The 23,212-nt window shown below is 70.9% G+C and carries 19 protein-coding genes, 1 pseudogene and 1 riboswitch; of the genes and pseudogenes, 10 read left to right on the forward strand and 10 right to left on the reverse strand.

Annotated elements, in window-relative coordinates; genetic code table 11:
• The first annotated feature begins 11 nt into the window (after positions 1-11).
• The 7 genes from BTH_RS02610 (at position 12) to BTH_RS02640 (ending at position 9,465) form a co-directional block, all read left to right on the forward strand.
• Complete coding sequence (locus BTH_RS02610) at positions 12-530, forward strand: chemotaxis protein CheW (RefSeq protein ID WP_009895508.1); 519 nt, start codon at positions 12-14, stop codon at positions 528-530.
• A complete protein-coding gene (locus tag BTH_RS02615) occupies positions 527-2,593 on the forward strand; it encodes a CheR family methyltransferase (protein ID WP_009895509.1) in 2,067 nt (688 codons plus the stop codon). Before BTH_RS02610 ends, BTH_RS02615 begins: the two co-directional genes overlap by 4 nt.
• Positions 2,574-3,293 (forward strand): chemotaxis protein CheW, encoded by a 720-nt coding sequence (locus BTH_RS02620; protein WP_009895510.1) that lies wholly within the window; start codon positions 2,574-2,576, stop codon positions 3,291-3,293. Before BTH_RS02615 ends, BTH_RS02620 begins: the two co-directional genes overlap by 20 nt.
• A complete protein-coding gene (locus BTH_RS02625) occupies positions 3,290-5,788 on the forward strand; it encodes a hybrid sensor histidine kinase/response regulator (protein ID WP_009895512.1) in 2,499 nt (832 codons plus the stop codon). Before BTH_RS02620 ends, BTH_RS02625 begins: the two co-directional genes overlap by 4 nt.
• A gap of 6 nt (positions 5,789-5,794) precedes the next feature.
• Positions 5,795-6,823, forward strand: coding sequence for a chemotaxis response regulator protein-glutamate methylesterase (locus BTH_RS02630; protein WP_009895514.1), 1,029 nt, complete (start codon positions 5,795-5,797; stop codon positions 6,821-6,823).
• Positions 6,824-7,166: 343 nt separating this feature from the next.
• Positions 7,167-7,889 carry a haloacid dehalogenase type II gene (locus BTH_RS02635; protein WP_009895515.1) on the forward strand — a complete coding sequence of 241 codons (723 nt, stop codon included), beginning with the start codon at positions 7,167-7,169 and terminating at the stop codon, positions 7,887-7,889.
• Positions 7,890-8,032: 143 nt separating this feature from the next.
• Positions 8,033-8,099: riboswitch (Fluoride riboswitch) on the forward strand.
• A gap of 82 nt (positions 8,100-8,181) precedes the next feature.
• Positions 8,182-9,465, forward strand: coding sequence for a voltage-gated chloride channel family protein (locus BTH_RS02640; protein WP_009895517.1), 1,284 nt, complete (start codon positions 8,182-8,184; stop codon positions 9,463-9,465).
• Between the two features lie 142 nt (positions 9,466-9,607).
• Here BTH_RS02640 and BTH_RS02650 read toward each other — a convergent pair whose 3' ends face one another.
• The 6 genes from BTH_RS02650 to BTH_RS02675 all read right to left on the reverse strand — a co-directional run bounded on the left by BTH_RS02650 (position 9,608) and on the right by BTH_RS02675 (position 14,913).
• The gene (locus BTH_RS02650; RefSeq protein WP_009895520.1) at positions 9,608-10,555 is read right to left on the reverse strand and encodes a CPBP family intramembrane glutamic endopeptidase; all 948 of its coding nucleotides are present in this window, start codon (positions 10,553-10,555) and stop codon (positions 9,608-9,610) included.
• Positions 10,556-10,892: 337 nt separating this feature from the next.
• A complete protein-coding gene (locus BTH_RS02655) occupies positions 10,893-11,204 on the reverse strand; it encodes a DUF4180 domain-containing protein (protein ID WP_009895521.1) in 312 nt (103 codons plus the stop codon).
• 147 nt (positions 11,205-11,351) lie between these two features.
• A complete protein-coding gene (locus BTH_RS34920; RefSeq protein ID WP_223297093.1) occupies positions 11,352-11,504 on the reverse strand; it encodes a hypothetical protein in 153 nt (50 codons plus the stop codon).
• Positions 11,505-11,686: 182 nt separating this feature from the next.
• A complete protein-coding gene (locus tag BTH_RS02665; protein ID WP_009895526.1) occupies positions 11,687-12,313 on the reverse strand; it encodes a glycine zipper 2TM domain-containing protein in 627 nt (208 codons plus the stop codon).
• 320 nt (positions 12,314-12,633) lie between these two features.
• Positions 12,634-13,674 carry a tryptophan--tRNA ligase gene (trpS, locus tag BTH_RS02670; RefSeq protein WP_009895530.1) on the reverse strand — a complete coding sequence of 347 codons (1,041 nt, stop codon included), beginning with the start codon at positions 13,672-13,674 and terminating at the stop codon, positions 12,634-12,636.
• A gap of 168 nt (positions 13,675-13,842) precedes the next feature.
• The gene (locus BTH_RS02675; protein ID WP_025370119.1) at positions 13,843-14,913 is read right to left on the reverse strand and encodes a GlxA family transcriptional regulator; all 1,071 of its coding nucleotides are present in this window, start codon (positions 14,911-14,913) and stop codon (positions 13,843-13,845) included.
• 107 nt (positions 14,914-15,020) lie between these two features.
• Between BTH_RS02675 and BTH_RS02680 the strand changes: the two genes are divergently transcribed.
• The gene (locus tag BTH_RS02680; RefSeq protein WP_011400932.1) at positions 15,021-15,737 is read left to right on the forward strand and encodes a DJ-1/PfpI family protein; all 717 of its coding nucleotides are present in this window, start codon (positions 15,021-15,023) and stop codon (positions 15,735-15,737) included.
• An 85-nt stretch (positions 15,738-15,822) separates the two neighbouring features.
• On the opposite strand, the gene BTH_RS02685 is transcribed toward BTH_RS02680, so the two are convergent.
• Together BTH_RS02685 and BTH_RS35520 are read right to left on the reverse strand one after the other, a co-directional pair.
• On the reverse strand, positions 15,823-17,814 hold the full coding sequence (locus BTH_RS02685; protein ID WP_009895536.1) for an ABC transporter ATP-binding protein: 1,992 nt from the start codon (positions 17,812-17,814) through the stop codon (positions 15,823-15,825).
• 80 nt (positions 17,815-17,894) lie between these two features.
• A pseudogene (locus tag BTH_RS35520) lies at positions 17,895-18,220 on the reverse strand (hypothetical protein); the annotation flags it as partial.
• Between the two features lie 397 nt (positions 18,221-18,617).
• Between BTH_RS35520 and BTH_RS02690 the strand changes: the two are divergent.
• Positions 18,618-19,499, forward strand: coding sequence for a Dyp-type peroxidase (locus tag BTH_RS02690; RefSeq protein WP_009895540.1), 882 nt, complete (start codon positions 18,618-18,620; stop codon positions 19,497-19,499).
• 853 nt (positions 19,500-20,352) lie between these two features.
• On the forward strand, positions 20,353-21,555 hold the full coding sequence (locus BTH_RS02695; RefSeq protein ID WP_009895542.1) for a DUF3472 domain-containing protein: 1,203 nt from the start codon (positions 20,353-20,355) through the stop codon (positions 21,553-21,555).
• Positions 21,556-21,725: 170 nt separating this feature from the next.
• On the opposite strand, the gene BTH_RS02700 is transcribed toward BTH_RS02695, so the two are convergent.
• Complete coding sequence (locus BTH_RS02700; protein ID WP_009895543.1) at positions 21,726-22,127, reverse strand: OsmC family protein; 402 nt, start codon at positions 22,125-22,127, stop codon at positions 21,726-21,728.
• A gap of 90 nt (positions 22,128-22,217) precedes the next feature.
• A complete protein-coding gene (locus BTH_RS02705; RefSeq protein WP_009895544.1) occupies positions 22,218-23,144 on the reverse strand; it encodes a LysR family transcriptional regulator in 927 nt (308 codons plus the stop codon).
• Between the last annotated feature and the right edge of the window lie 68 nt (positions 23,145-23,212).

A 23,212-nucleotide genomic window follows, 5' to 3' on the forward strand; every position in this document is an offset into this window, starting at 1 on the left:
CGGAGCCGACGATGCTGTTTCTGCTGTTCCATCTCGACGGTGAGCGCTACGCGCTCGATGCGGCGGAGATCGCCGAAGTGCTGCCGCTCTCCGCGACGAAGGCGATTCCCGGCGCGCCCGCGTGGGCAGCCGGAATCCTGATGCATCGCGGCGAGCCGGTGCCGGTGATCGACGTGCCTCGGCTCGCGCTCGGCCGTCCCGCGCAGCCGCTGCGCTCGACGCGGCTCGTGCTCGTGCGTTACCGGCTGCCCGCGTCCGCCGAGCCGGCGTTCGCGCCGCCGCGCGCGCGCCTGCTCGGGCTCATCGTCGAACGCGCGACGCAGACGGCGCGGATCGCGCGCGATGCGTTCCGCGACAGCGGGCTCGCGACTCCGCACGCGCGCTGGCTCGGACCGATCGCGAGCGATGCGGACGGCGTCGTGCAGTGGGTCGCGGTGCAGCACATCGTCGACGGCGACGCGCGCGCGTTGCTGTTCGACTACGCGGCGTCGCTCGATTCGCACGGCGCACCGGCGGGAGGCGGGCGATGAACGTCTTCGATCCGCGCTTTCATGCGTGGCTGTCGCGCGAGACCGGCATCGATCCCGCGTCGCTCGGCAACGATTTCGTCGCGCGCGCGCTCGCCGAGCGGATCGCCGCGACGCAGCCCGGCGCGGGCGACGGCGCGGCCGCGCCGGCGGGCCGCCCGCAGCAGTCGATCACCGACGAGGCGCTCGACGCGTACTGGCAACGCCTGAACGCATCGGCCGACGAGCGGCGCGCGCTGATCGAACTGTTCGTTGTGCCGGAGACGTGGTTCTTCCGCGAGCGGGAGGCGTTCGGCGCGCTCGCGCGGCTCGGCGCGCAGCGCCTCTTCGCTCAACCCGCGCGCGTGCTGAGAATCCTGAGCGCGCCGTGCTCGACGGGCGAGGAGCCGTATTCGGCGGCGATGGCGCTGCTCGACGCAGGCATCGATCCGGCACGCTTCGAGATCGACGCGCTCGACATCAGCGCTCGCGCGATCGCGCATGCCCAGCGCGCGCGCTACGGGCGCAACTCGTTTCGCGGCCACGCGCTCGGCTTTCGCGACCGGCATTTCAAGGCGGCGGCCGACGGCTGGGTGCTCGACGAGCGGGTGCGCGCGTGCGTGCGGTTCCGGCAGGAGAATCTGCTCGACCTGCTCGGCCGCGCCGGCGAGCCGTACGACTTCGTGTTCTGCCGCAATGTGCTGATCTACTTCGATCGGGACGCGCAGGATCGCGTCGTGAGGATCGTCGAGGAGCGGCTCGACGAGCGCGGCATCCTGTTCGTCGGGCCGGCCGAGACGGGCGTCGTGATGCGGCAGGGGCTCGCGTCCGCGCAGATTCCGCTCGCGTTCGCGTTTCGCAAGCCGGCCGCCGATGCGGCGACGCGGCCCGGCGCGAGCGGCATCGGCGCGCAGGCGGCGGGCGGCGCGTGGCGCGGCGCGGCGGCGGGCGTCGCGGCGAGTGCCGGCGGCGCGGGAAGTGCGGGCGACGATCGCACGCCGGCGATCGGCGGCACGCTGCGCGCGATTGCTCACGAGTGGTTCTTCGACGCCGGCTGGCCGACGCCCGAGCCGATCGCGCGCGCGATCGACGGCGCGCCGCACGCGTTCGAATCGTTCGCCGCGCCGTCGGTGTCCCCGCCGGGTGCGACGCGCGGCGCGTCGTCCGAGCCGCGCGCGCAAGCGGGCGAGGCCGGTCAGCCCGCGGCAGGCGTATTCGCGCGCGCGCCGGGCGCAACGGAGCCCGGCGGCGAAGCGTTCGCGCGTGCCCGCGACGCGGGAGGTCCGGCGGCCGCGCCGCGCGCGAACGCATTCGATTCGGGCTGGACGGCGGCCGGTGCGTTTTCGCGCGCACCCGGCGCCGAGCGCGCGCGGGCCGGCTCGTTCGCACCGGCGATCGACGGTGTGCCGCCCGCGGCCGAGCCGTTCGCGGATGCCGCGGGCCTCGCGCGTCCGGCATTCGATGCGCTGCCCGGCGCGGCGGCCGATGCCGGCCGGCTCGCATCAATGGCGCTCGCGCGCGATGCCGGCGCGGCGCCCCGCGCGTCCGCATCGCTCGCGCACACGTTCGACACCGCGTGGTCCGCGCCCGCGCGGGGCGCGGCCGCGTCCGGCATCGCGCAGCCGACGTTTTCGTCGCGCGCGTTGGGCGCCACCGCGCTCGCGGGCGTGGCCGAGACCGACGCCGCGACCGACGCCGCGTCACGCGCGGCCGGCGATGCGCCGCTCGACGCCGCCCGCCGCCTCGCCGACGCCGGCGCGCTCGACGCCGCGCAGCAGGCGGTGCACGCGTCGATCGAACAGGCCGGCCCGAGCGCAGACGCGTTCTACCTGCTCGGCCTGATCGCGGATGCGCGAGGCCAAGGCGACGAAGCGACGCACTGCTATCGGAAGGCGCTGTACCTCGAGCCGTCGCATTACGAAGCGCTGACGCATTTGGCGACGTTGCTCGACATCGCGGGCGATCGCGACGGCGCACAATGGCTGATGCAACGGGCCCGACGCGCGGCCCAGTACGAATCGGCCGCATCCGTGACCGACACGGATGACGGCGAACCGAGAGGAACCCATGGAACGCGACGTCGTTGAGCGACCGAAGATCGCATTCGACATCGACGCGTGCTGGAATCGCATCGGCACGCGCGGCGACCGTTCGTGCGAGCGGCTCGACACCTGTCAACGCTGCCTGAACTGCCCGGTCTTCGAGCGGCACGCGGCGCTGCTGCTCGACCGCCCGCTGACCGATGCGGATCTCGCGGACGCGGCGCGTCTTGCCGCCGAGCGCGCGCTGCGCGCGAACCCGGCGCCGGCGGCGCGCGACGGCGAGGCCGAGACCGTTCATTCGGCGCTCGCGTTTCGCGTCGCCGACGAATGGCTCGCGCTGCCGATTCGCGTGCTGCGCGAGATCACCGACACGCGCTCGATCCATCCGCTGCCGCATCGGCGCAACCGCGCGGTGCTCGGCATCGTCAACGTGCGCGGGATGCTGCGCGTCGCGGTGTCGCTCGCCGAGCTGCTGAGCCTCGATGCGCGCGCCGATCGCGCCGCGCCGCGCACGAGCTTCACGCGCATGCTCGTCGTCGCGCATCGCGGCGATCCGGTCGTGTTTCCGGTCGACGAAGTGGAAGGCGTGCTGCGCTTCACGCCCGCCGACTGGATGCCGGTGCCGGCCACCGTCGCGCGCGCGGGCGCCGTGCATTCGCGCGGCGTGTTCGCGTGGCGCGGCAAGACGATCGGCCTGCTCGACGAGGAACGCCTGTTCGACTCGCTGACGCGGAGCCTGCGATGAGCGTCGATGACGATTTCGGCCGCGCGTCGCTGCTCGAGCTGTTCCGCGAGGAGACGCTCACGCAGACGCAGGCGCTGTCCGAGCGGCTGCTCGCGCTCGATCGCGGCGCGCAGGACGCGGCGACGCTCGAGGCGTGCATGCGCGCCGCGCATTCGCTCAAGGGCGCGGCGCGGATCGTCGGCGTGCCGCAGGGCGTCGACATTGCGGGACGGATGGAGGATTGCTTCGTCGCCGCGCAGCACGGCCGGCAGCCGCTGACGCCGTGCCACGTCGACGCGCTGCTGACGGGCGTCGACTTGCTCGTGCGCGTTGGCGATCCGCAGACGGCGGCGTCGGTCGCGGCGCACGAGATCGACGCGTTCGCGGCGGCGCTCGCGGCGGCGGATGCGGGGCCGCCCGGAGCGGACCCGAATGCGAACGCGGGCGACGGCGACGCGGCGCGCGATAGCGGCGCGGGCGATGCGAGCCGCGCGGATGCGGCGCGCGAAGACGCCGACGTTCTTGCCGCCGCGAACGCCGGCGTCGATGCGCGCGACGCGGAAAAAAACGGCGACACGATCGTCGGCGCGCGCGATGCGGACCATTCCGACGATGTCGCCGGCGCGGGCGAAGGGGCCGATTTCGGCGCGTCGGCCGGCGTGCGCGGCGCGATATCGCGCGCCGGTGCGCCGCGCGCCGCATCCGCCCCGACGCAGGACGCCCCGACGCACGATGCCGCGCCGCCATCCTCCCGCGCGCCGGACGCGGACCGCGCGTCGAGCCAGATGCGCCGCGTGCGCGCCGACACGCTGAACCGGCTGCTGGGCCTGTCCGGCGAATCGCTCGTGGAGTCGCGCTGGCTCAAGCCGTTCGCCGAATCGATGCTGCGCGTGAAGCGCGCGCAGCGCGACGCGGCGCGCTCGCTCGATTCGGCCGTCGAGGCGCTCGCCGACGACGCGGACCCGCGCGTGCGCGGCGCGCTCAACGAAGTGCGGCAGATGTTCACCGATTTGCAGCGCACGTTCGCGGCGCGGCTCGACGAGCTCGACCGCTTCGAGCGCCGCAGCTCGCACATCGCCGAGCAGCTGTACGACGAGGCGCTGCAATGCAGGATGCGTCCGTTCGGCGACGCGACGCGCGCGTACCCGCGCGTCGTGCGCGATCTCGCGCGCTCGCTCGGCAAGCGCGTGCGCTTCTCGATCGTCGGCGAGGCGACGCAGGTCGATCGCGACATCCTCGACATGCTCGACGCGCCGCTCGGCCATCTGCTGCGCAACGCGATCGATCACGGCGTCGAGCCGCCCGACGTGCGGCTCGCGCGCGGCAAGCCGGCGGAGGCGAGCGTCACGCTCGAGGCGCGGCACAGCGCCGGCTCGCTGCTCGTGAGCGTGAGCGACGACGGCCCCGGCGCCGATCTCGCCGCGGTGCGCGCGGCGATCGTGCGCCACAACCTGACCGACGAGGACACGGCCGCGCGCCTGTCCGACGCGGAACTGCTCGAATTCCTGCTGCTGCCCGGCTTCTCGATGCGCGAGCGGGTGACCGACGTGTCGGGCCGCGGCGTCGGCCTCGACGCGGTGCAGGAGATGGTGAAGTCGGTGCGCGGGGCGGTGCGGATCTTCAACGAGCCGGGCCTCGGCATGCGCTTCGTGCTGCAGTTGCCGCTCACGCTGTCGGTGATCCGCAGCCTGATCGTCGACGTCGGCGGCGAGCCGTATGCGTTCCCGCTCGTGCAGGTGCGCCGCACGCTCGAGCTCGACCGCGCGGACATCGACGTGCTCGAGGGCCAGCAGCATTTTCCGCTCGACGATCGCCGCGTGGGGCTCGTCACCGCGCATCAGCTGCTCGACGCGGGCGAGCTCGACGAGAGCCGGCCGAAGACGGCCGTCGTCGTCGTCGGAGGCGAGCCGGAGACGTACGGCGTCGCGGTCGACCGTTTCCTCGGCGAGCGCATGCTCGTCGTGCAGCCGTTAGACGGGCGCCTCAACAAAATTCAGAACATTGCGGCGGGCGCTTTGCTGGAAAATGGCGATCCGGTGCTGATCGTCGACGTCGAGGATCTGATCCGCTCGATCGACAAGCTGATTCGCGGCGGCCAGCTCGCGAAGGTGCGGCGCGGCGATCAGGATGCGCTCGCGCGGCGCGCGAAGCGCGTGCTCGTCGTCGACGATTCGCTGACCGTGCGTGAGCTCGAGCGCAAGCTGCTCGAGAAGCGCGGCTACGACGTGACGATCGCGATCGACGGCATGGACGGCTGGAACGCGATTCGCGGCGACAGCTTCGATCTCGTCGTCACCGACATCGACATGCCGCGCATGGACGGCATCGAGCTCGTCACGCTGATCAAGGGCGATCCGCTGCTCAAATCGGTGCCCGTGATGATCGTGTCGTACAAGGATCGCGACGAGGACCGGCGGCGCGGGCTCGAAGCGGGCGCCGACTACTACCTGGCGAAGGGCGGCTTCCACGACGAGGCGTTGCTCGACGCCGTGCACGACCTGATTGGGGACGCGTAACAAGCCATGAACATCGGCATCGTCAACGACTTGCCGCTCGCCGTCGAGGCGCTGCGCCGCACGATCGCGCTGCGGCCCGAGCACCGCGTGCTGTGGGTCGCGACGGACGGCGCGCAGGCGGTCGATTTCTGTGTCGCGCAGCCGCCGGACCTCGTCCTGATGGACCTCGTGATGCCGCGCATCGACGGCGTGTCGGCGACGCGCAGCATCATGGAGCGCTCGCCGTGCGCGATCCTGATCGTCACCGCGAACGTCGGCGCGAACGCGTCGTACGTGTACGAGGCGATGGGCGCGGGCGCGCTCGACGCGGTCGACACGCCGACGCTCGGGCAGGGTGGCAGCGCCGATCCGTCGCAGCCGCTTCTCGCGAAGATCGACCAGATCGGCCGGCTGCTCGCGACGCGCATGCCCGCTGCCGCGCCCGCCGCCGCCGCGCCCGCGCCGCAGGGCGCGCTGCCGCCGCTCGTCGCGATCGGCGCGTCGGCGGGCGGGCCGACCGCGTTGACCGCGCTGCTGCGCCGGCTGCCGGAGGATTTTCCGGCCGCGATCGTGATCGTTCAGCACGTCGACCAGGCGTTCGCGATCGGCATGGCGCAGTGGCTCGACGGCTATTCGCGGTTGCCGGTGCGCATCGCGCGGCAGGGCGGCGTGCCGCAGGCGGGCGAGGTGCTGCTCGCGGCGACGAACGATCACCTGCACCTGACGGCGCGCGGCTCGCTCGCTTACACGCGGCGTCCGGAAGAGACGCCGTACCGGCCTTCGGTCGACGTGTTCTTTCACAGCGTCGTCGATCACTGGAAGGGCGAGGCGATCGGCGTGCTGCTGACGGGCATGGGGCGCGACGGCGCGCTCGGCCTGAAGGCGATGCGCACGAAGGGGCATTACACGATCGCGCAGGACGAAGCGACGAGCGCGGTGTACGGGATGCCGAAGGCGGCCGCCGCGATCGGCGCGGCGAGCGCGGTGCTGCCGCTCGAGCGGATCGCCGATCAGTTGATCTCGCTCGTTCAGCGCAACAGGCAGCGCCGGCGGTAAGGCCGGGCGCACGTTCGTCGCGCGCCTGTCGCGACTGGGTTTTTTCACGGCGATGGGCCGGCCGAACACCGTCTCGACTTCGACGTCGGCCTCGATTTCCTCGCCGCGAATGCATGCGCGGCTCGCCGATAATGTCGGGCGGCGGAAGTGCGTTTCTTTCAGACGTGCAGAAGCGGTGGTCCGCGTGCGGCGGGCCTGCGTTCTTCGCCTGCGTGCGCCGTCGGCCGGCGATCCGTCCGCCGCGGTTGCCCGGCCGATTGCGCACGCGCGGCGGCGGGCCGGTGCGAGCCGCCGACGGGCCCGCTGCATCCTGCAACGTCATCCCGCGACTCAGGAGAGCATCATGCAGGCGCTAGGCGTGAAGGCATGGGTATTCGACGTGTTCGGCACCGTGGTCGACTGGCGTTCCGGCGTCATACGCGACGCGACGCCGTTTCTGGCGAAGTACGGCGGCGCGGGAGCCGATCCGGCCGCGTTCGCGGATGCATGGCGCGCGCGCTATTCGCCCGCGATGGAGGACGTGCGCAGCGGCCGCCGGCCGTTCGTGCGGCTCGACGTGCTGCATCGGGAAAATCTCGAGGCGATCCTGCCCGCGTTCGGCATCGATCGCGCGAGCGTGGCCGACGCCGATCTCGACGAGCTGAACCTCGCGTGGCACCGGCTCGATCCGTGGCCCGATTCGGTCGCGGGGCTCGCGCGGCTGAAGGCGCGCTACATCATCGCGCCGCTGTCGAACGGCAACGTGATCCTGATGATCGACATGGCCAAGCGCGCGGGATTGCCGTGGGACGCGATCCTCGGCGCCGAAGTGGCGCAGGCGTACAAACCGACGCCCGAAGCGTACCTGCGCACGGCCGACATCCTCGCGCTGCGTCCCGACGAGGTGTGCCTTGTCGCCGCGCACAACGGCGACCTCGCGGCCGCGCGGCGCTGCGGCTATCGGAGCGCGTTCGTCGCGCGCCCGCGCGAGCACGGTCCCGCGCAGACGACCGATCTGCGCGCGGAGCAGGATTGGGACGTCGTCGCGGCGGACTTCGTCGAGCTCGCGGAGCGTTTCGGCGCGTGACGGACGGCGGGTTGGTCCCGGCATCGGTTCGCGCATCGGGCCGCGCACCGGCCGGCCCGCCTCCTTCCTCGCGCCGACGCTCCGGCTCCGCGTGCGCCGTCGCCGCGACGGTTGCCGCGCGCGCCCGGCATCGCGTACAATCCGCGGCTACCGGAGATGGCATGCCTCCGTACAACCGCCGGCGAGCCGGCTGATGATGCCTACGCGTTCCTGGGTGCAGGAGGTCGTAGGCCATCCGTGACAAGCGGCGTCCTGCCGCCCAGGTTTGATGTCCTGTCGAATCTGGAAATTCATGAAACGTCTGCACACTCTCGAGCCCGTCGCGGCGCTCGCGCATCTGTGCCGCTGGCTCGCGCTGTCGGCCGTCGTCGGCGTGCTCGCCGGCTCGGCATCCGCGCTCTTTCTGCGGGCGCTCGATCTCGCCACCGGCACGCGCGTCGCGCATCCGTGGCTGCTGTGGCTGCTGCCCGCAGCGGGCTTCGCGACCGGCTGGGTCTATCATCGCGTCGGCCGCTCCGTCGAGCGCGGCAACAACCTGCTGATCGACGAGATCCACGATCCGCAGGCGATCGTGCCCAAGCGCATGGCGCCGCTCGTGCTCGTCGCGACCGTCGTCACGCACCTGTTCGGCGGTTCCGCCGGGCGCGAGGGCACCGCGGTGCAGATGGGCGGCGCGCTCGCCGATCGCGTCACGCAGCTCGTCGGGCTCGAGCGCGACGATCGCCGGATCATGCTGATGGGCGGGATCGCCGCGGGCTTCTCGTCGGTGTTCGGCACGCCGCTCGCGGGCGCGGTGTTCGGCCTCGAAGTGCTGGCGATCGGCCGGTTGCGCTACGACGCGCTCCTCGCGTGCGTCGCGGCGTCGATCGTCGCGGACGCGGTGTGCCGGCTGTGGGGCATCCATCACACCGTCTACGTCGTGCCGTTCGTGCCCGCGCTGAGCGCGGCGGGCGTCGCGTCGGCGGTGGCGGCGGGCATCGCGTTCGGCATCGTCGGCCGCCTGTTCGCCGCCGCGACGCACGCGCTCGGCGCGTTCGCGAAGCGCCGGATCGCGTATGCGCCGCTGCGGCCCGTCGCGGGCGGCGCGCTCGTCGCGCTCGCGGCGACGCTGTTGCATGCGCCGCAGTATCTCGGCCTCGGCATCCCGACGATCGAGGCCGCGTTTCGCGCTCCGTTGCCCGTCTACGATTTCGCGGGCAAGTTCGCGTTCACGGTCGTCACGCTCGCGTCGGGTTTCAAGGGCGGCGAAGTGACGCCACTCTTCTATATCGGCGCGACGCTCGGCAACGCGCTGTCGCATTTGCTTGCGCTGCCGGTTCCGGTGCTTGCCGGGCTCGGCTTCGTCGCGGTGTTTGCCGGTGCGGCGAATACGCCGATCGCATCGACGATCATGGCGATCGAACTGTTCGGCGCGCCGATCGGCGTGTATGCGGCGCTCGCCTGCGTCGTCGCGTATCTGTTCTCCGGGCACGCGGGCATCTATCGCGCGCAACGGATCGGTCACGCGAAGCTGCCGGGGCTGCGCGGCGACGCGGGCGCCGCGAAGGCGGCGGCGGGGGAAGCGGCGCCGCGGTGATCGCGCGCCGCGCCGACGAAGCGGCCCGCGCGCGATCCGCGGCGGGCGCGCCGAACGCGCGGCCTGCGCGCGCGGATCGCGAACGGATTGCGAACCGGTTGATCGTGGAGCGTTCGGTCGCGATCCGCGCGGCGAAGCCGCCTCACACCGTCTGCCGGCGTGCGTGCGCGAGCGTCGAGCCGTTCCACGCCGCGTGCGGCGGCAGACGCCAGGCGACGTACGCGAGCGCCGCGAGCGCCGGAAACACGAGCACGCTCGCCTCGGGGCCGACCGTGCCGCCGCTCAGCCAGACCGGGCCGATCGCGTGGCTCCTGAACAGCGTGTCGTGCGCGGTGAGTCCGCTGTCGGCCGCGCCGAACAGGAACGATTCGCTCCAGTCCCACATCGCGTGCTCGCCGAGCGCCCACCACAGCGAGCCGGTGCGCCAGATCGAGAGGCACGCGACGAGCCCGTAGATCACGACGGGCACGATGCCCGCGATGTTCTCGTTGCGATTCGACACGTGCGAGATGCCGAAGGCGAGCGACGTGAGCGCCGCCGCGACGACGGGGTGCGTGCGCCGCGCGAGCTTGAGGAACGGATAGCCGCGAAACGCGACTTCCTCGGCGAGTGCGACGAGCGCGAACGCGGCGGCCCACGCAACGGCCGATTCGAATGCGGCCGTTCGGCTCGCGCCCGAATATTCGATCGTCGCGCCGCCCGTCGCGACGAGCAGGCCCATGATCGCCGACACCGCGGCGAGGCTGCAGAACGCCCCCCAGACGAAATGCAACGCGCCGCGCGGCGCGCGCAGGCCGTAATCGAGCCATGAGCGGCGATCGATGCGGCTCATCACGTGCGTGGCGATCAGCGCGGCCGCGCACAGCGCGAGCTCGAACGGAATCTGTCCGGCCGCGCTCAGATCGCTGCGCGGGTGGAGCGGATGATGCGCGATGCGCGCCGCAACGCCGAGCGCGAGCATGATCGCCGCGACGATCGCCGCATACAGCAGCACCGCCCACCCGGCGCGCAGGCCGTCGGGGCCGTGCCAGATGCGTTTGAGCCGAGGCGGCGACGGCGGCGGCCAGCCGGTTTTGTTCACATCTCCCATTTGTGCGTCCCTGGGTTTTCTGATGATCAGGCTTACGAAATGCCTTCGCGTACGTCGCTCGGCCAGGTCTCGGAATGCCGCGCGTACGGGGGCGAATGGTACATCCCGCGCGAGAAAATGTGGTGCCGCGGATTGTGGAGAATGGTAATGATGTGTCCGGCTGCGCGCGCCGGAGCCGGCCGCGCGTGCGGTTGGCGAGCGCGTTCGGCGCGTGCGGGCGGCGATGCGCCGGTTGCGCCGCATCGCCTCGTGCGTGGCGTCGCGCCGGATCGCCACGCCGATCCGGGTTCGCGATCTTCGCGGTGCGGCGCTCGCGTGACGCGGCGATTCCGCGCGCTCAGCGCGCGTCGGCATCGCGCGCTCGTGCAACGCGGCTGCGTTCGCGCAGCCGTAGGACGAGCGCCTCGATGTCCGCGACGAACCAGAACGCATCGCCGCGATTCGTCTCGTGCACGAGCTCGCGCAGCGCGCGGCTGCGCGCGAGCGCCGCATCGACGGTGCCGACGACGGCGAGCCTGACGCGAGAGTTGATCAGCTTCTGCACGAGGTGGCCGGCGAAGCGCGTGTCGAGGCGAAAGAAGTCGTCGTGCAGATGCTCGGCCGCCACCGCGATCCACGCGGCGTCGTGTTCCCACGCGGCGGCGAGCAACGTTTCGGCGGCCTCGCCGCGTCGAAACGCAATACGCGCACGCCGCCGACGGTCAGGATGTCATGGGCCGTCGCGGGTGCCTTGCAGTGAGTCGGCGAGAACAGCGGCATCGCGCCGCGATACGCGGCGGCGAATGATAGCGTGTCTTCATCGCGCGAACGATCCGGCGAGCATGTCGAGCGTGCCGAGGAGCGCCGCCGCGTCGCCGGCGGATGCGGCGATCACGACTTTCAGCCGCCGTTCGGCCGGATCGAGGATCGTTTCGAGATGAATCGGATGGGCGCGTGTCGCGTCCGGCAAGCGACGCGCGTCGCCGGTGCGCGAAGCGATGTGTTCGAAGCGGCGCGGCAAGCGTTCGCGCATCCGCCGGCCGAACATGCGAAAAGCGACGGGAGGCACGAAGCCGGCCATCGCGGCCGTCCGGCTTCCGTCGCTTCGTTTTCCGTATGCAGCGTCGCTGGTTGTAGCGTTCGCCGCCGCGTTCAATACCGCGAAATCTGATTGCCGTCGATGCGCACGCGATCGCCCGGGCGCAGATCGCCCGGCGTCTGCAGGTCGAACGAGCGCGTCGAGCCGTCGCTCAGTTGCACGTCGACGCGATAGGCGCTCGGCTGCGCACCCATCTGCTGGCCGATCTGGTTGCCCGCGACCGCGCCGCCGAGCGCGCCGATCACCGTCGCGGCGTCGCGGCCGTGGCCGCGGCCGATCTGGTTGCCGAGCACGCCGCCGACGAGCGCGCCGACGACGGTGCCCGCGACGCCCGACGGGCTCGTCGCGCCGCCGATCGGGCGGATGCCGGCGATCGTGCCGTACTGCGTCGAGTAGCCGGAATAGCCGGACTGATAGCCTTGTTGATAGCCCTGCTGATATCCGGGCTGCGCGTAGCCCTGTTGCGGATAGCCGGGCTGCGAATAGTCGGGTTGCGCGTACGACGGCTGCGAGTAGGCGGGCGTGCCGTACTGCGGTTGTGAACCATACGGTCCGTACGCGTTTGGCGCGACGCACGCGCTCAGCGACAGCGCGGCGGTTGCGGCGAGCGAAACGAGCAGGGTGGTTTTCGTGAAAGCCGGGCGCTTCGTTGTCGTTGTTGGGATGGGCTTCGTGTTCATGGTGGCGTGTGGTTGCTATTGCACGCGGGCAGTATAGGGAATGCGCTCGTCGTTGGATGAGCGTCGCGCGTAACAGTGTGTAAAGTCTGTTGCCGCGTGGCCCGCGGGCGCGAGAACCCTGCCGGGGCGGCGCGTGGCCGAAGCGGCGAAGCGATCCGTCCGATGAAAAGGCGGTGTCTTCGGCGCGTGCGCCGAATGCTCCGCGTATCTCGAAACGCGCTCGCGAGGACATCCGGCAATTGGCGTCCGAAGTCGAGTGCCGGAAGTCGAGTCGTCCCTTCCGTATCCCGGCGCTGCGGCCGCCGGTCGCGCCGCACACCTCACCCGACGAACCGCCGGAACGAAAACGCGCCCAGCGCATCGCGCACTTCGTCCAGCGTGCGCTGCGTGACGTTGTTCGCGCGCGCGGTGCCTTCCTTCAGCACGTCGACGACGTAGCCCGGCTCGCGCGCGAGCCGGGCGCGCCGCTCGCGGATCGGCGCGATCAACGCCTGCAGCCTGTCTTCGAGCCGGCGCTTGAGCGCCATGTCGCCGAGGCCGCCCGCGCGATACGCGGCCTTCAGCCGCTCGACTTCGTCCGGCTCGTCGTCGAACGCATCGAGATACGTGAACACGACGTTGCCTTCGACCGTCCCCGGATCGGACACGCGCAGGTGATTTGGATCGGTATACATCCGCCTGACAGCGTCGGCGATCGCGTCGGGCGACGACGACAGCGCGATCGCGTTGCCTTGCGACTTGCTCATCTTCGCCTTGCCGTCGACGCCCGGCAGCCGCCCCGTCGGCGAGATCAGCGCGCTCGCCTCGGGCAGCACGTCGGCGCCCGCCTGCCGGTTGATGCGGCGGACGATCTCGTTCGTCTGCTCGATGAGCGGCAACTGATCGTCGCCGACGGGCACCGTGTCGGCCTTGAACGCGGTGATGTCGGCCGCCTGCGCGACCGGGTAGCAGAGAAAGCCGGCGGGAATGTCGCGGCCGAAGCCGCGCGCGTGGATCTCGTCCTTGATCGTCGGATTGCGCTCGAGGCGCGCGACGGTGACGAAGTTCAGATAGAAGAGCGTCAGCTCGGCGAGCGCGGGCAGACCCGACTGCACGGCGATCGTGCTCCGGCGCGGATCGATGCCGACGGCGAGATAGTCGAGCGCGACTTCGATCACGTTGCGGCGAACCTTGTCGGGGTCGTGCGCATTGTCGGTCAGCGCCTGCGTGTCGGCGACGAGGATGAATTGCCGGTGCGTTTGCTGCAGCGCGATGCGCGTCTTCAGCGAGCCGATGTAATGGCCGAGGTGCAACGCGCCCGTCGGGCGATCGCCCGTCAATGCGATCGGCGGTTGGGGCGGGTTCGAGGTGTCGTCTTGCATGAACGGTTTCTCCGGGAAGAACCGCCGCAATCCGGGCCGAACGGGGGGCGCGATCGACGCAATGCCGGCCGGATGCGGCGGCATGGTCGTGGTCGGGACGTGACGATGCCGCTCCTTCAGGAGCGGCGCCAGAAATGCGAGAGGGAAGGCAGTTGCGTCGACATGCGGCTAGGGTCGCACATTTTCGGTTTTCACGCCACGCGAGGCGAACCGTTCGCGATAGGCCTGCGGCGTCACGCCGAGCATGCGCAGGAAGCTGCGGCGCATCGTCTCCTCGCTGCCGAATCCGCAGCGCGCGGCGATCCGCTTGACCGGCAACGGCGCGTCGGCGAGCAGGTGGCGCGCGGCTTCGACGCGCATCTGCTCGATCGCCCGCGCGGGCGTCTTGCCGGTCGTCTCGCGGTAGCGGCGCATGAAGCTGCGCTCGCTCATGCCGGCGCGCGCGGCGAGCGTCGCGACCGACAGGTCCGCGCCGAGATTCGCGGCCGCCCATGCGTTCAGTTCGCTGAAACGGCCGCCCTCGTGCTGCAGCGACAGCGCGGTGCTGAATTGCGCCTGGCCGCCCGGCCGCTTCAGAAACACGACGAGATGCCGCGCGACGTCGAGCGCAAGCGCTCGGCCGAGGTCGTCCTCGACGAGCGCGAGCGCCAGATCGATGCCGGCCGTGACGCCCGCCGACGTCCACACGTTGCCGTCGCGGATGAAAATGGGATCGGGATCGACGCGCACGTGCGGATAGCGTTGCGCGAGCTCGTCGCAGCGCGACCAGTGCGTGACGACGCGGCGGCCGTCGAGCAGCCCCGCCGCCGCGAGCACGAACGCGCCCGAGCACACCGACGCGACACGCCGCGTTTGCGCCGCGCGGCGGCGCACCCAGTCGACGAGCCGCGGATCGCGCGCCGCGTCGTAGACGCCCCAGCCGCCCGCGACGAGCAGCGTGTCGGACGGTTCGCGCGCGGCGGGCAGCGGCGCGGCGGCGAACGCGAGCCCCGCCGACGACATCGCCGACGGCGCATTGGCGGCGACGACGCGCGGCGCGTACGGAATCGCGAGACCGCGTCGCGCGGCGAAATCGTTCGCGGTCGAGAACACCTGCAGCGGCCCGGCGACGTCGAGCAACTGCACGTCGTCGAACGCGAGCACGTGCACCGTGCGCCGCGAGGCGGCGGGGGCGAGCGCGGGCGGCGCGGCCGGCGTTGGGGTTGGCGGGAATCGTGGGGACTTTGGCATATCCGCCACACGGTACTTGCATACAGTCGGTTTGTCCACGACGCCGGCGCACCCGGCCGGGCCGGCGCGACGCTCGTCACGTTGACGCGATGCTGATGACAAGGAGGAGGTTCGGCATGACCATCGAAGTGGGATTACTGTTGTTTCCGCAGGTGCAGCAGCTCGACCTGACCGGGCCGCACGACGTGTTCGCGTCGCTGCCAGGCGTCACGGTGCGGCTCGTCTGGAAAACGCGCGAGCCGGTGGCGGCGAGCAGCGGGCTCGTGCTCGTGCCGAACGCGACGTTCGACGACTGCCCGCCGCTCGACGTGATTTGCGTGCCGGGTGGCGCGGGCGTCGCCGATCTGATGGAGGATGCGGGCACGCTCGCGTTCATCCGGCGGCACGCGGCGCACGCACGCTACGTGAGCTCGGTGTGCACGGGCGCGCTCGTGCTTGGCGCGGCGGGGCTGCTGCGCGGGCGGCGCGCGACGACGCACTGGGCGTTCCACTCGCTGCTCGCGCCGCTCGGCGCGACGCCGGTGCGCGAGCGCGTCGTGCGCGACGGCAATCTCGTGACGGGCGGCGGCGTGACCGCGGGGATCGATTTCGCGTTGACGCTCGCGGCGGAACTCGTCGGCGAGGACGATGCGCAGGCGGTGCAGTTGCAGCTCGAATATGCGCCGGCGCCGCCGTTTGCGGCGGGCGACCCGGACACCGCGCCTGCGCGGATCGTCGAGCGCGTGCGCGAGCGGTCGAAGCCGGTGCTCGCGCGGCGCGAGCAAGTGGTCGCGCGCGTCGCGGCGGCGCTCGCGCAGCCGCGGGCCGACGGGGGATGCGGTCGCGCCTGTTGATCGATCGACGCGGGGCGCAGGCGGGGTGCGGCGGCGCGGCGGAGGCGCCGCCGGACCACGGGGCGCGGTTCGGCCGCGACAGCCGCTACTTCTCGACCGCCACCGCCGAATCGTCGACCTGCCCACCGTCGCGGCTCCCGTCGAACGCGCCGCGCGTGCGTCGCCCGCCGCGCCCGCCGGGATTGTCGCGTTCGCCGCGCGCGTTGCGCTCGTCGCGTTCGTCGTGCTCATCGTGCAGCCAGTCGGCGACGTCGCCGCCCGTCTGCTCGATCAGCCCCTTCGCGAGCTCGAGCGCCTGCCGCTCGAACAGCCGCCGGTAGACGCCGCGTTCGAGCCGGATCAGCGCGTCGTGGCAGCCTTCCTCGATCACGCGCCCCTTGTCGAGAACGATCAGCCGGTCGAGCGCGCGCACCGTCGACAGCCGGTGCGCGACGACGAGCGTCGTGCGCCCCACCATCAGCCGCTCCATCGCCTGCTGGATCAGCACTTCGCTTTCGCTGTCGAGGCTCGACGTCGCTTCGTCGAGGATCAGCACAGGCGCGTCGGCGAGGAACGCGCGCGCGATCGCGACGCGCTGCCGCTCGCCGCCCGACAGCTTGATCCCGCGCTCGCCGACGAGCGTATCGTAGCCCTGCGGCAGCGCGTCGATGAACTCGTGCGCGCTCGCGAGCCGCGCGGCGCGCTCGATCTCGTCGCGCGTCGCGCCGGGCCGCGCGTACGCGATGTTCTCGGCGAGCGTGCGGTGGAACAGCAGCGGCTCCTGCTGGACGATCGCGATCTGGCTGCGCAGCGACGCCTGCGTGACGTCCGCGATGTTCTGCCCGTCGATCGTGATGCGCCCGCCGTCGACGTCGTACAGCCGCTGGATCAGCTTGATGAACGAGGTCTTGCCCGAACCGGAATGCCCGACGAGCCCGATCCGCTCGCCCGGCGCGATCCGGATCGAGAAGTCGTCGTACAGCGGCTTCGCGTGCGCGCCGCCGTAGCCGAAGGTCACGTGCTCGAAGCGGATCTCGCCGCGCGCGATCGAGATCGGCTTCGCGCCCGGCTTGTCGTCGATGCCGAGCGGCTGCCGCTCGAGCGACACGAGTTCTTCCATGTCGTTGACGGAGCGCTGCAGGTTGCGGATGTGCATCCCGATGTCGCGCAGATAGCCTTGCAGCACGAGGAACGTCGTCAGCGCGAACGTGATGTCGCCGAGGCTCGCGCGGTCGTGCGCCCACAGCCACAGCGCGGCGCCGAGGATCGCCGCCTGCATCGCGACGAGCATCGCGCCCTGCACGCCGCCGTTGAGGGTGCCGCGCCGCCACGCGCGGCGGGTGCGCGCGCGCCACTTCGACACGACGCCGTCGAGCCGCGCCTCTTCGCGCGTCTCCGCGCCGAACGCCTTGACGACCGGGTTGCAGCTCACCGCGTCGGCGAGCGCGCCGCCCATGCGCGTGTCCCACAGGTTGCCGAGCCGCGCGGCGGGCGCGACGTAGCGCAGCGACATCGTGACCGTCACCGCGATGAAGACGACCGAGCCGCCGCCCACCACCGCGCCCATCACCGGCCAGTGCAGGCCGAGCAGCAGCGTCGCGCCGGTCAGCATCACGACGGACGGCAGCAGCGCGATAAGCAGCGTGTCGTTGAGCAGGTCGATCGCCCACATGCCGCGCGTGATCTTGCGCACGGTCGAGCCGGCGAAGCTGTTCGCGTGCCAGTCGGTCGAAAAGCGCTGCACGCGGTGGAACGCGTTCGCCGCGATCTCGCTCATCATCTTCAGCGTCAGCACGATGATGTTGCGGAACACCGCCTGCCGCAGCAGCGTGCACGCGATGCCGATGCCGATCAGCACGCCGAACGCATGCAGCGCGCGGCTCCACGCCGCGGCCTTGTCGGCGGCGGCCACGCCGTGCGACAGCGCGTCGACGAGGCGTCCCGCGAAGAGCGGCGTCAGCACGTCGCCGAGCGCGGTGGCGAGTGCGAAAAAGGCGATTCCGGCGATGCGCACGGGTTGCGCGCGCCAGTGCCGGAAGGTGAACGCGAGCACGTCGGTAAACGCGCGTCCACCCGGATGGGTAGTTTTCTGGACCATTTGTCGGGGCCCGGCCGCTCGTGGCGACGGGACTTGTCGATTGTTGTTCGAAACGAAAGCCGGACGGGCGCCGCTGCGCGTCAGCGCACGAAGCGAAGGCGAAAAACTGTCCGGAAGCGGTGCGGGCCGGAGCGCGGCCCGCGAAGACGACGACTTAAGACGCGCGTCGTGGAACTGCCGTCAAGGAGGCAACATGCATTTGCGACATCTGGCACCTCCTTCGAGCGTTGAGTGAGTGGAATGAAAGCGAGCGAAGTTTGGCTCGTGAAGCGATTCTAGCGGCCGTTTCGCATTGCTGCAATGTCAGACGAATGGATGTTGCCGATTCGATACGAGCGATGCGCGGCGTCGCGGCTCGCCGCGTTCGCCGGGGGCGGAACGCGTGGGTTAACATCGGGGCCCGGCGAGCGTCGCGATTGCGTCGCGCGGGCGTGTCGGCCGCATGGGCGCACGCGCATGCCGCCAACGCGCATGTCGCCGACGCGCATGTCGCCGACGCGCATGTCGCGGGCGGGATGCGACCATCGACATATCCCGGACGGAATTGCCGCTGCGGGCGCGCGCCGGCCGGACAGGTTTCGAGCGCGCGCGTACGGGTTGCGCGCGCCCGCTCCGGGCGTTCCGTGGGCCGCGCGTCGGGTCATCACGTCCCCGTTCCCGGCGCGGTGCGTACGGAAGCGCGCCGCACGGGCATGTCCCGCACGCGCCTCTTCCGAAGACGACGCCTGCCGGACGGACATGTCCCGACGTTATGGGACAATCCGACGTCCCCCTGTAGAACCGAACATTGCATCGAGGAAACGATGAGCGACTTTCAACCAGGCATTCTGGCTCCGATTCCGGCCGCGAGCCGCTACCTGTCTTTCCGGATCTCGCGTCCGGAGCATGCGGCGAGCGTGCTCGCCGCGTTGCGCGACGCGGTCGACGGCGTCGACACGGTGATCGGCATCGGGCCGACGCTCGTGCAGGCGCTCGACAAGAAGATCGACGGCCTGAAGGAGTTTCCCGAGCTGTCGGTGCCGGGCGCGCCGGTGCCGTCGACGCCCGCGGCTCTGTGGGTCTGGCTGCGCGCCGACGATCCCGGCGCGGCCACCGTGCGCTCGCGCGACATCGAGCGGCTCGTCGCGCCCGCGTTCGAGCTCGACGCGGCGGCAAACGCGTTTCGCTACGCGGACGACCGCGACCTGTCCGGCTACGAGGACGGCACGGAGAACCCGGAAGGCGACGAGGCGCTCGAAGTCGCGTTCGTGTCCGGCAAGGGCGCGGGGCTCGACGGCGCGAGCTTCGTCGCGGTCCAGCAATGGGTGCACGACTTCGGCAAGATGCGCGAGATTCCGGGCGACGAAATGGACCGGGTCATCGGCCGCCGCAAGGACGACAACGAGGAGCTCGAAGACGCGCCCGCGTACGCGCACGTGAAGCGCACCGAGCAGGAGAGCTTCACGCCGGAGGCGAAGGTGCTGCGCCGCTCGTCGCCGTGGGCGGACGAGCGGCGCGCCGGTCTGTACTTCGTCGCGTTCGGCCATTCGTTCCGGGCGTTCGAAGTGCAGATGCGCCGGATGATCGGCGCGACCGACGGCGTGCACGACGGCCTGTTCCGCTTCACGCAGCCGATCACCGGCTCGTTCTTCTGGTGCCCGCCCGTCAAGGGCGGCAAGCTCGATCTGTCGGCGCTCGGGCTGTAACGGACACGCAACATCGCGACAGCGCGTCGACGTCCGCGCGGCCGGCGTGACCTGGCGCGCGGACGCACGTCGCGCGTTCATCGGTCGGGCAAGCCCGATCTGCGTTGGGGCGACGCCTTGCATCCGGCCGCTACGCTGCACCGATGCAAGACGCCGCGGCGAACGGCACGGCGCGCCCGTGCCGTTCGCCCCGCCCGCCCCGTCACGGCAATGCCGTCCCGATCCGAGCCGCACGCCCGCGCTCGATGTGCGGCGTGACCGGCGTCTGCCGGCGAACGCCACGAGCCGCTCGCGCGCGTCATCCTTGCGCGGACGATCGACGCCTGAGCGACATCGACGGGCCCCGCGTGCCGGTTCCGTACGATCTGGCCGTGGCGTGGCGTCGCGGCGAACGCATTTCCGGTGCCCGATGCATTCCGGCAGACGGCGCCGGCGACGCTCGATCGGCGGATTCGGAGCGAGAATCGAAGCCGATTCAACGCAAATTCACTGTAGATTCAACGCAGGTTCAACGCGCCGAGCGATCTCGACGCAAATGGGCAAGCGGCGGAATGTCATTTGATTGGCCGTAGTCGATTGGCGGAAACGGCGGCCTGATTTAGCAGGTTCGGTTTTTTCGGGGTGCACGGTTTCGGCTTGAAACGGGCGAAAAATGCCGAGATTCTGCGTATTTGGCCACCTTGTGACGAAGCTTGGCTCGATTTATTCGGCGCGCCGATTCAACTAAAAACATATAAATAACATATTTAATATCAAGGAGACTCGATTATTCCGTCGAATAAAGTCGGTTATTCGCGGAAATGCGGCCCCTCACTTATAGTGCGCGACGCATGCCCGCGAATCGAAACGCCTGATGAGGAGAATCGAATTGAAATTCCACTGCATCGCAGCAACCATCCTGACCGCGCTCGCCGTTGACGCGACGGCGGCCGGCGCGTGCCTGAACGGCTCCGCGATCGCGTCGGCGACGAGCGCGCCGCTCGTCGCGAGACAAGGCTCGGCGTTCTCGTCGACGCTCTACGATCCGACGATCACGTCGAACAACCGCACGCACAGTCCCGTGATGCTGACGGTCAAGGTGACGAACCAGGGCAAGCCCGTTGCCGGCTGCGACGTCGCATGGCAGCCGCAAGGCCCGGGCGGCGCGTCGGGATGGCTCTTTCCGGCGAGCGCCTCGACGGACGCGAACGGGACCGCCGCCGCGTGGTGGGTGGCCGGCAACGGCGGCGCGCAAACGGCGGTCGCGAGCATCCGCAGGTTCGACGGCACCGTGCAGCAAGTCGCGTTCAACGGCTCCGCGAGGCCGCACGCGACGCGCGCGAACTCGATTCACCTGAACTACCAGCAGGCGAGCGACTGGACGGCGTTCAGCGTCGACGTCACGCCCGAGGCGCTCGCGCCGACCACCTATTGGGAAGCGATCGGCTGGCCGGGCGCGTACACCGGCCTTCAGTCGATCGACGGCAAGCAGAACGGCCTCGTGCTGTTTTCCGTGTGGGACGCGAACGGCAAATCGCCGCAGATCGTCGCAAAAGGGCCGGGCGTGAGCTGCACGCAGTTCGGCGGCGAAGGCACCGGCTACAAGTGCTTCAAGAGCCATGCGCCCGTCGCGGGGCGGACATACCGCTTCATGGCGTCGATCGCGCCCGTCGCCGGACAGAACCAGACCGACTATTCGGTCTGGTTCACCGATACATCGACCAACGTGCGCGAGCTGATCGCGACGCTGCGCTATCAGAAGGCCGTCCGGTCGGCGAATTACGCGAACAGCTTCATCGAGGATTGGGCGACGCAGGGCGCGTCCTGCCTCGGCGCGGCGCAGCGGGCCGGGCAGTACGGCAACGTGTGGGCGTTCGACCGAGCGTCGGCGCGGTGGGTCGAGGTCAAGAAGGCGACGACGTCGGCCGTCTACACGCCGGATCACAACGAGATCTGCTCGAACTACCGGTTCTCGGTGGTCAACGGCAACTTTCGGATGAGCACGGGCGGCTACGAGGTCGGGCAGCCGCACAATCTGCCGGACGGGCCGAAGTCGGTTCTGTTGACGCTGCCCTGATTCGTCGGCGGGCGCTGCGCGGCTCCGCGCACAATACCGCTCGGGTCCGGGCCGGGCAAAGCAATACAAGACGAAGCGCGATCGGGCGCGGCGAGGCGCGATGCTGCGCGACGGGCCCCCGGCGACGCGCGACGCGCGCGCGGCGAAAGCACGTCGCGCCGCCGCGCCCATTACTTCAACGTCGTCTCGATCCGCGTCCCGCGCTTGATGAACAGCGTGACCGGCGTCTTCTCGGCGATCTCCGCGAGCCGCGTGCGCTGCGCGTCGTCGAGCGCGCCGTCGACGACGATCGTGCGCCGCACGTACTGCGCGCCCTCGCGGTCGACGTGCAACTCGGCGCGCGCGAGCAACCGCGCGGCCGGCCAGGCCTTGCGCTGCATGTACATCCGCAGCGTCGCGACCGTGCATGCGGTAAGGCCCGACAGCACGAGCTCGTACGGCGCGGGGCCGACGTTGCCGCCGCCCTCGTGCTCGTTCTCGTCGCCTTGCAGGCGGTGCTTTCCGGCTTCGAGGTCGACGACGTAGTTCGGCGCGTCGGGGGCCATTTCGGCGGTGGCGTGAATGAGCGGCATGGCGTGTTCTCGATCTAAGGGGAAGGAGCGGCCGGCGCGCCGGCCACGATAGGCGAGCATAGCCGGCTTCGCGCGCGCCTGCAGCGGCGCCTACGCGCCGGCGGGATGCGACGACGCGGCGCGCACGACGTCGATCACGCGCTGCCGGAACCACTGGTGCGCTCGGTCGAGCTCGCGCGATTCGTGCCAGTACGCGAGGATCGGATAGGGCTTCAGCCGCAGCGGCAGCGGCTGCACCGCGATCGGCAGGAGCCGCGTCATACGCTGCGCGTACGAACGCGGCAGCGTCAGCAGCAGGTCGCCCGACGCCGCGATCTGGCATGCGGCGAAGTAGTGCTGACAGACGAGCTGGATCTGCCGGAAGCGTCCGTCGGCGCCGAGCAGCACGTCGAGCGTGTGCGGCTCGCCGAGCGGCGAAACCGTCACGTGCCGCGCGGCGAAATAGTCGGCGCGCCGCAGCGGCGCGCCCGCGAGCGGATGGTCGCGCCGCATCGCGACGACGAGCGTGTCGTCGACCACGTACTCGGCGGCCATTCGCGGCCCGGCGGGCACGCGGCGCTCGATCGCGAGATCGAGGTTGCCGCTGCCGAGCTCGCGCTCGATGTCGGCGACGGGCACGCGGCGGCTCACGAGCCGCACCCCGGGTGCGTCGCGCGCGAGCGTCTCGACGAGTTGCGGCAGCGCGATCGATTCGAGCACGTCGCGCACGCCGACGACGAAGCTCATGTCGAGCGCTTGCGCGCTGAAGCGCGTCTGCGCGCGCGCCGCGTCCTGCAGGCCTTTCAGATGGAGCTGGACGTCGGCGATCACAGCGCGCGTGCGCTCGGTCGGCACGACCTTGTTGCCCTGACGCACGAACAGCGGATCGCCGAAATGCGCGCGCAGCCGGTTCAGCGCGTGCGTGACGGCCGGCTGCGTCAGGTGCAGCGCGCGCGCGGCGGCGCTGATGCCGCCTTGCACGTAGACCGCGTCGAGCACGCGGAACAGGTTCAGATCGAGTCGGTGGTCGTGCTGCATCGGCGTTCCGGTGTTTCGAGGTATCGGCTTGTCCGCGCGGCCTGCACGCTCGCGCAAGCCCATCAACA

The organism is Burkholderia thailandensis E264, assembly GCF_000012365.1.
In the GTDB taxonomy this organism is placed as follows: domain Bacteria; phylum Pseudomonadota; class Gammaproteobacteria; order Burkholderiales; family Burkholderiaceae; genus Burkholderia; species Burkholderia thailandensis.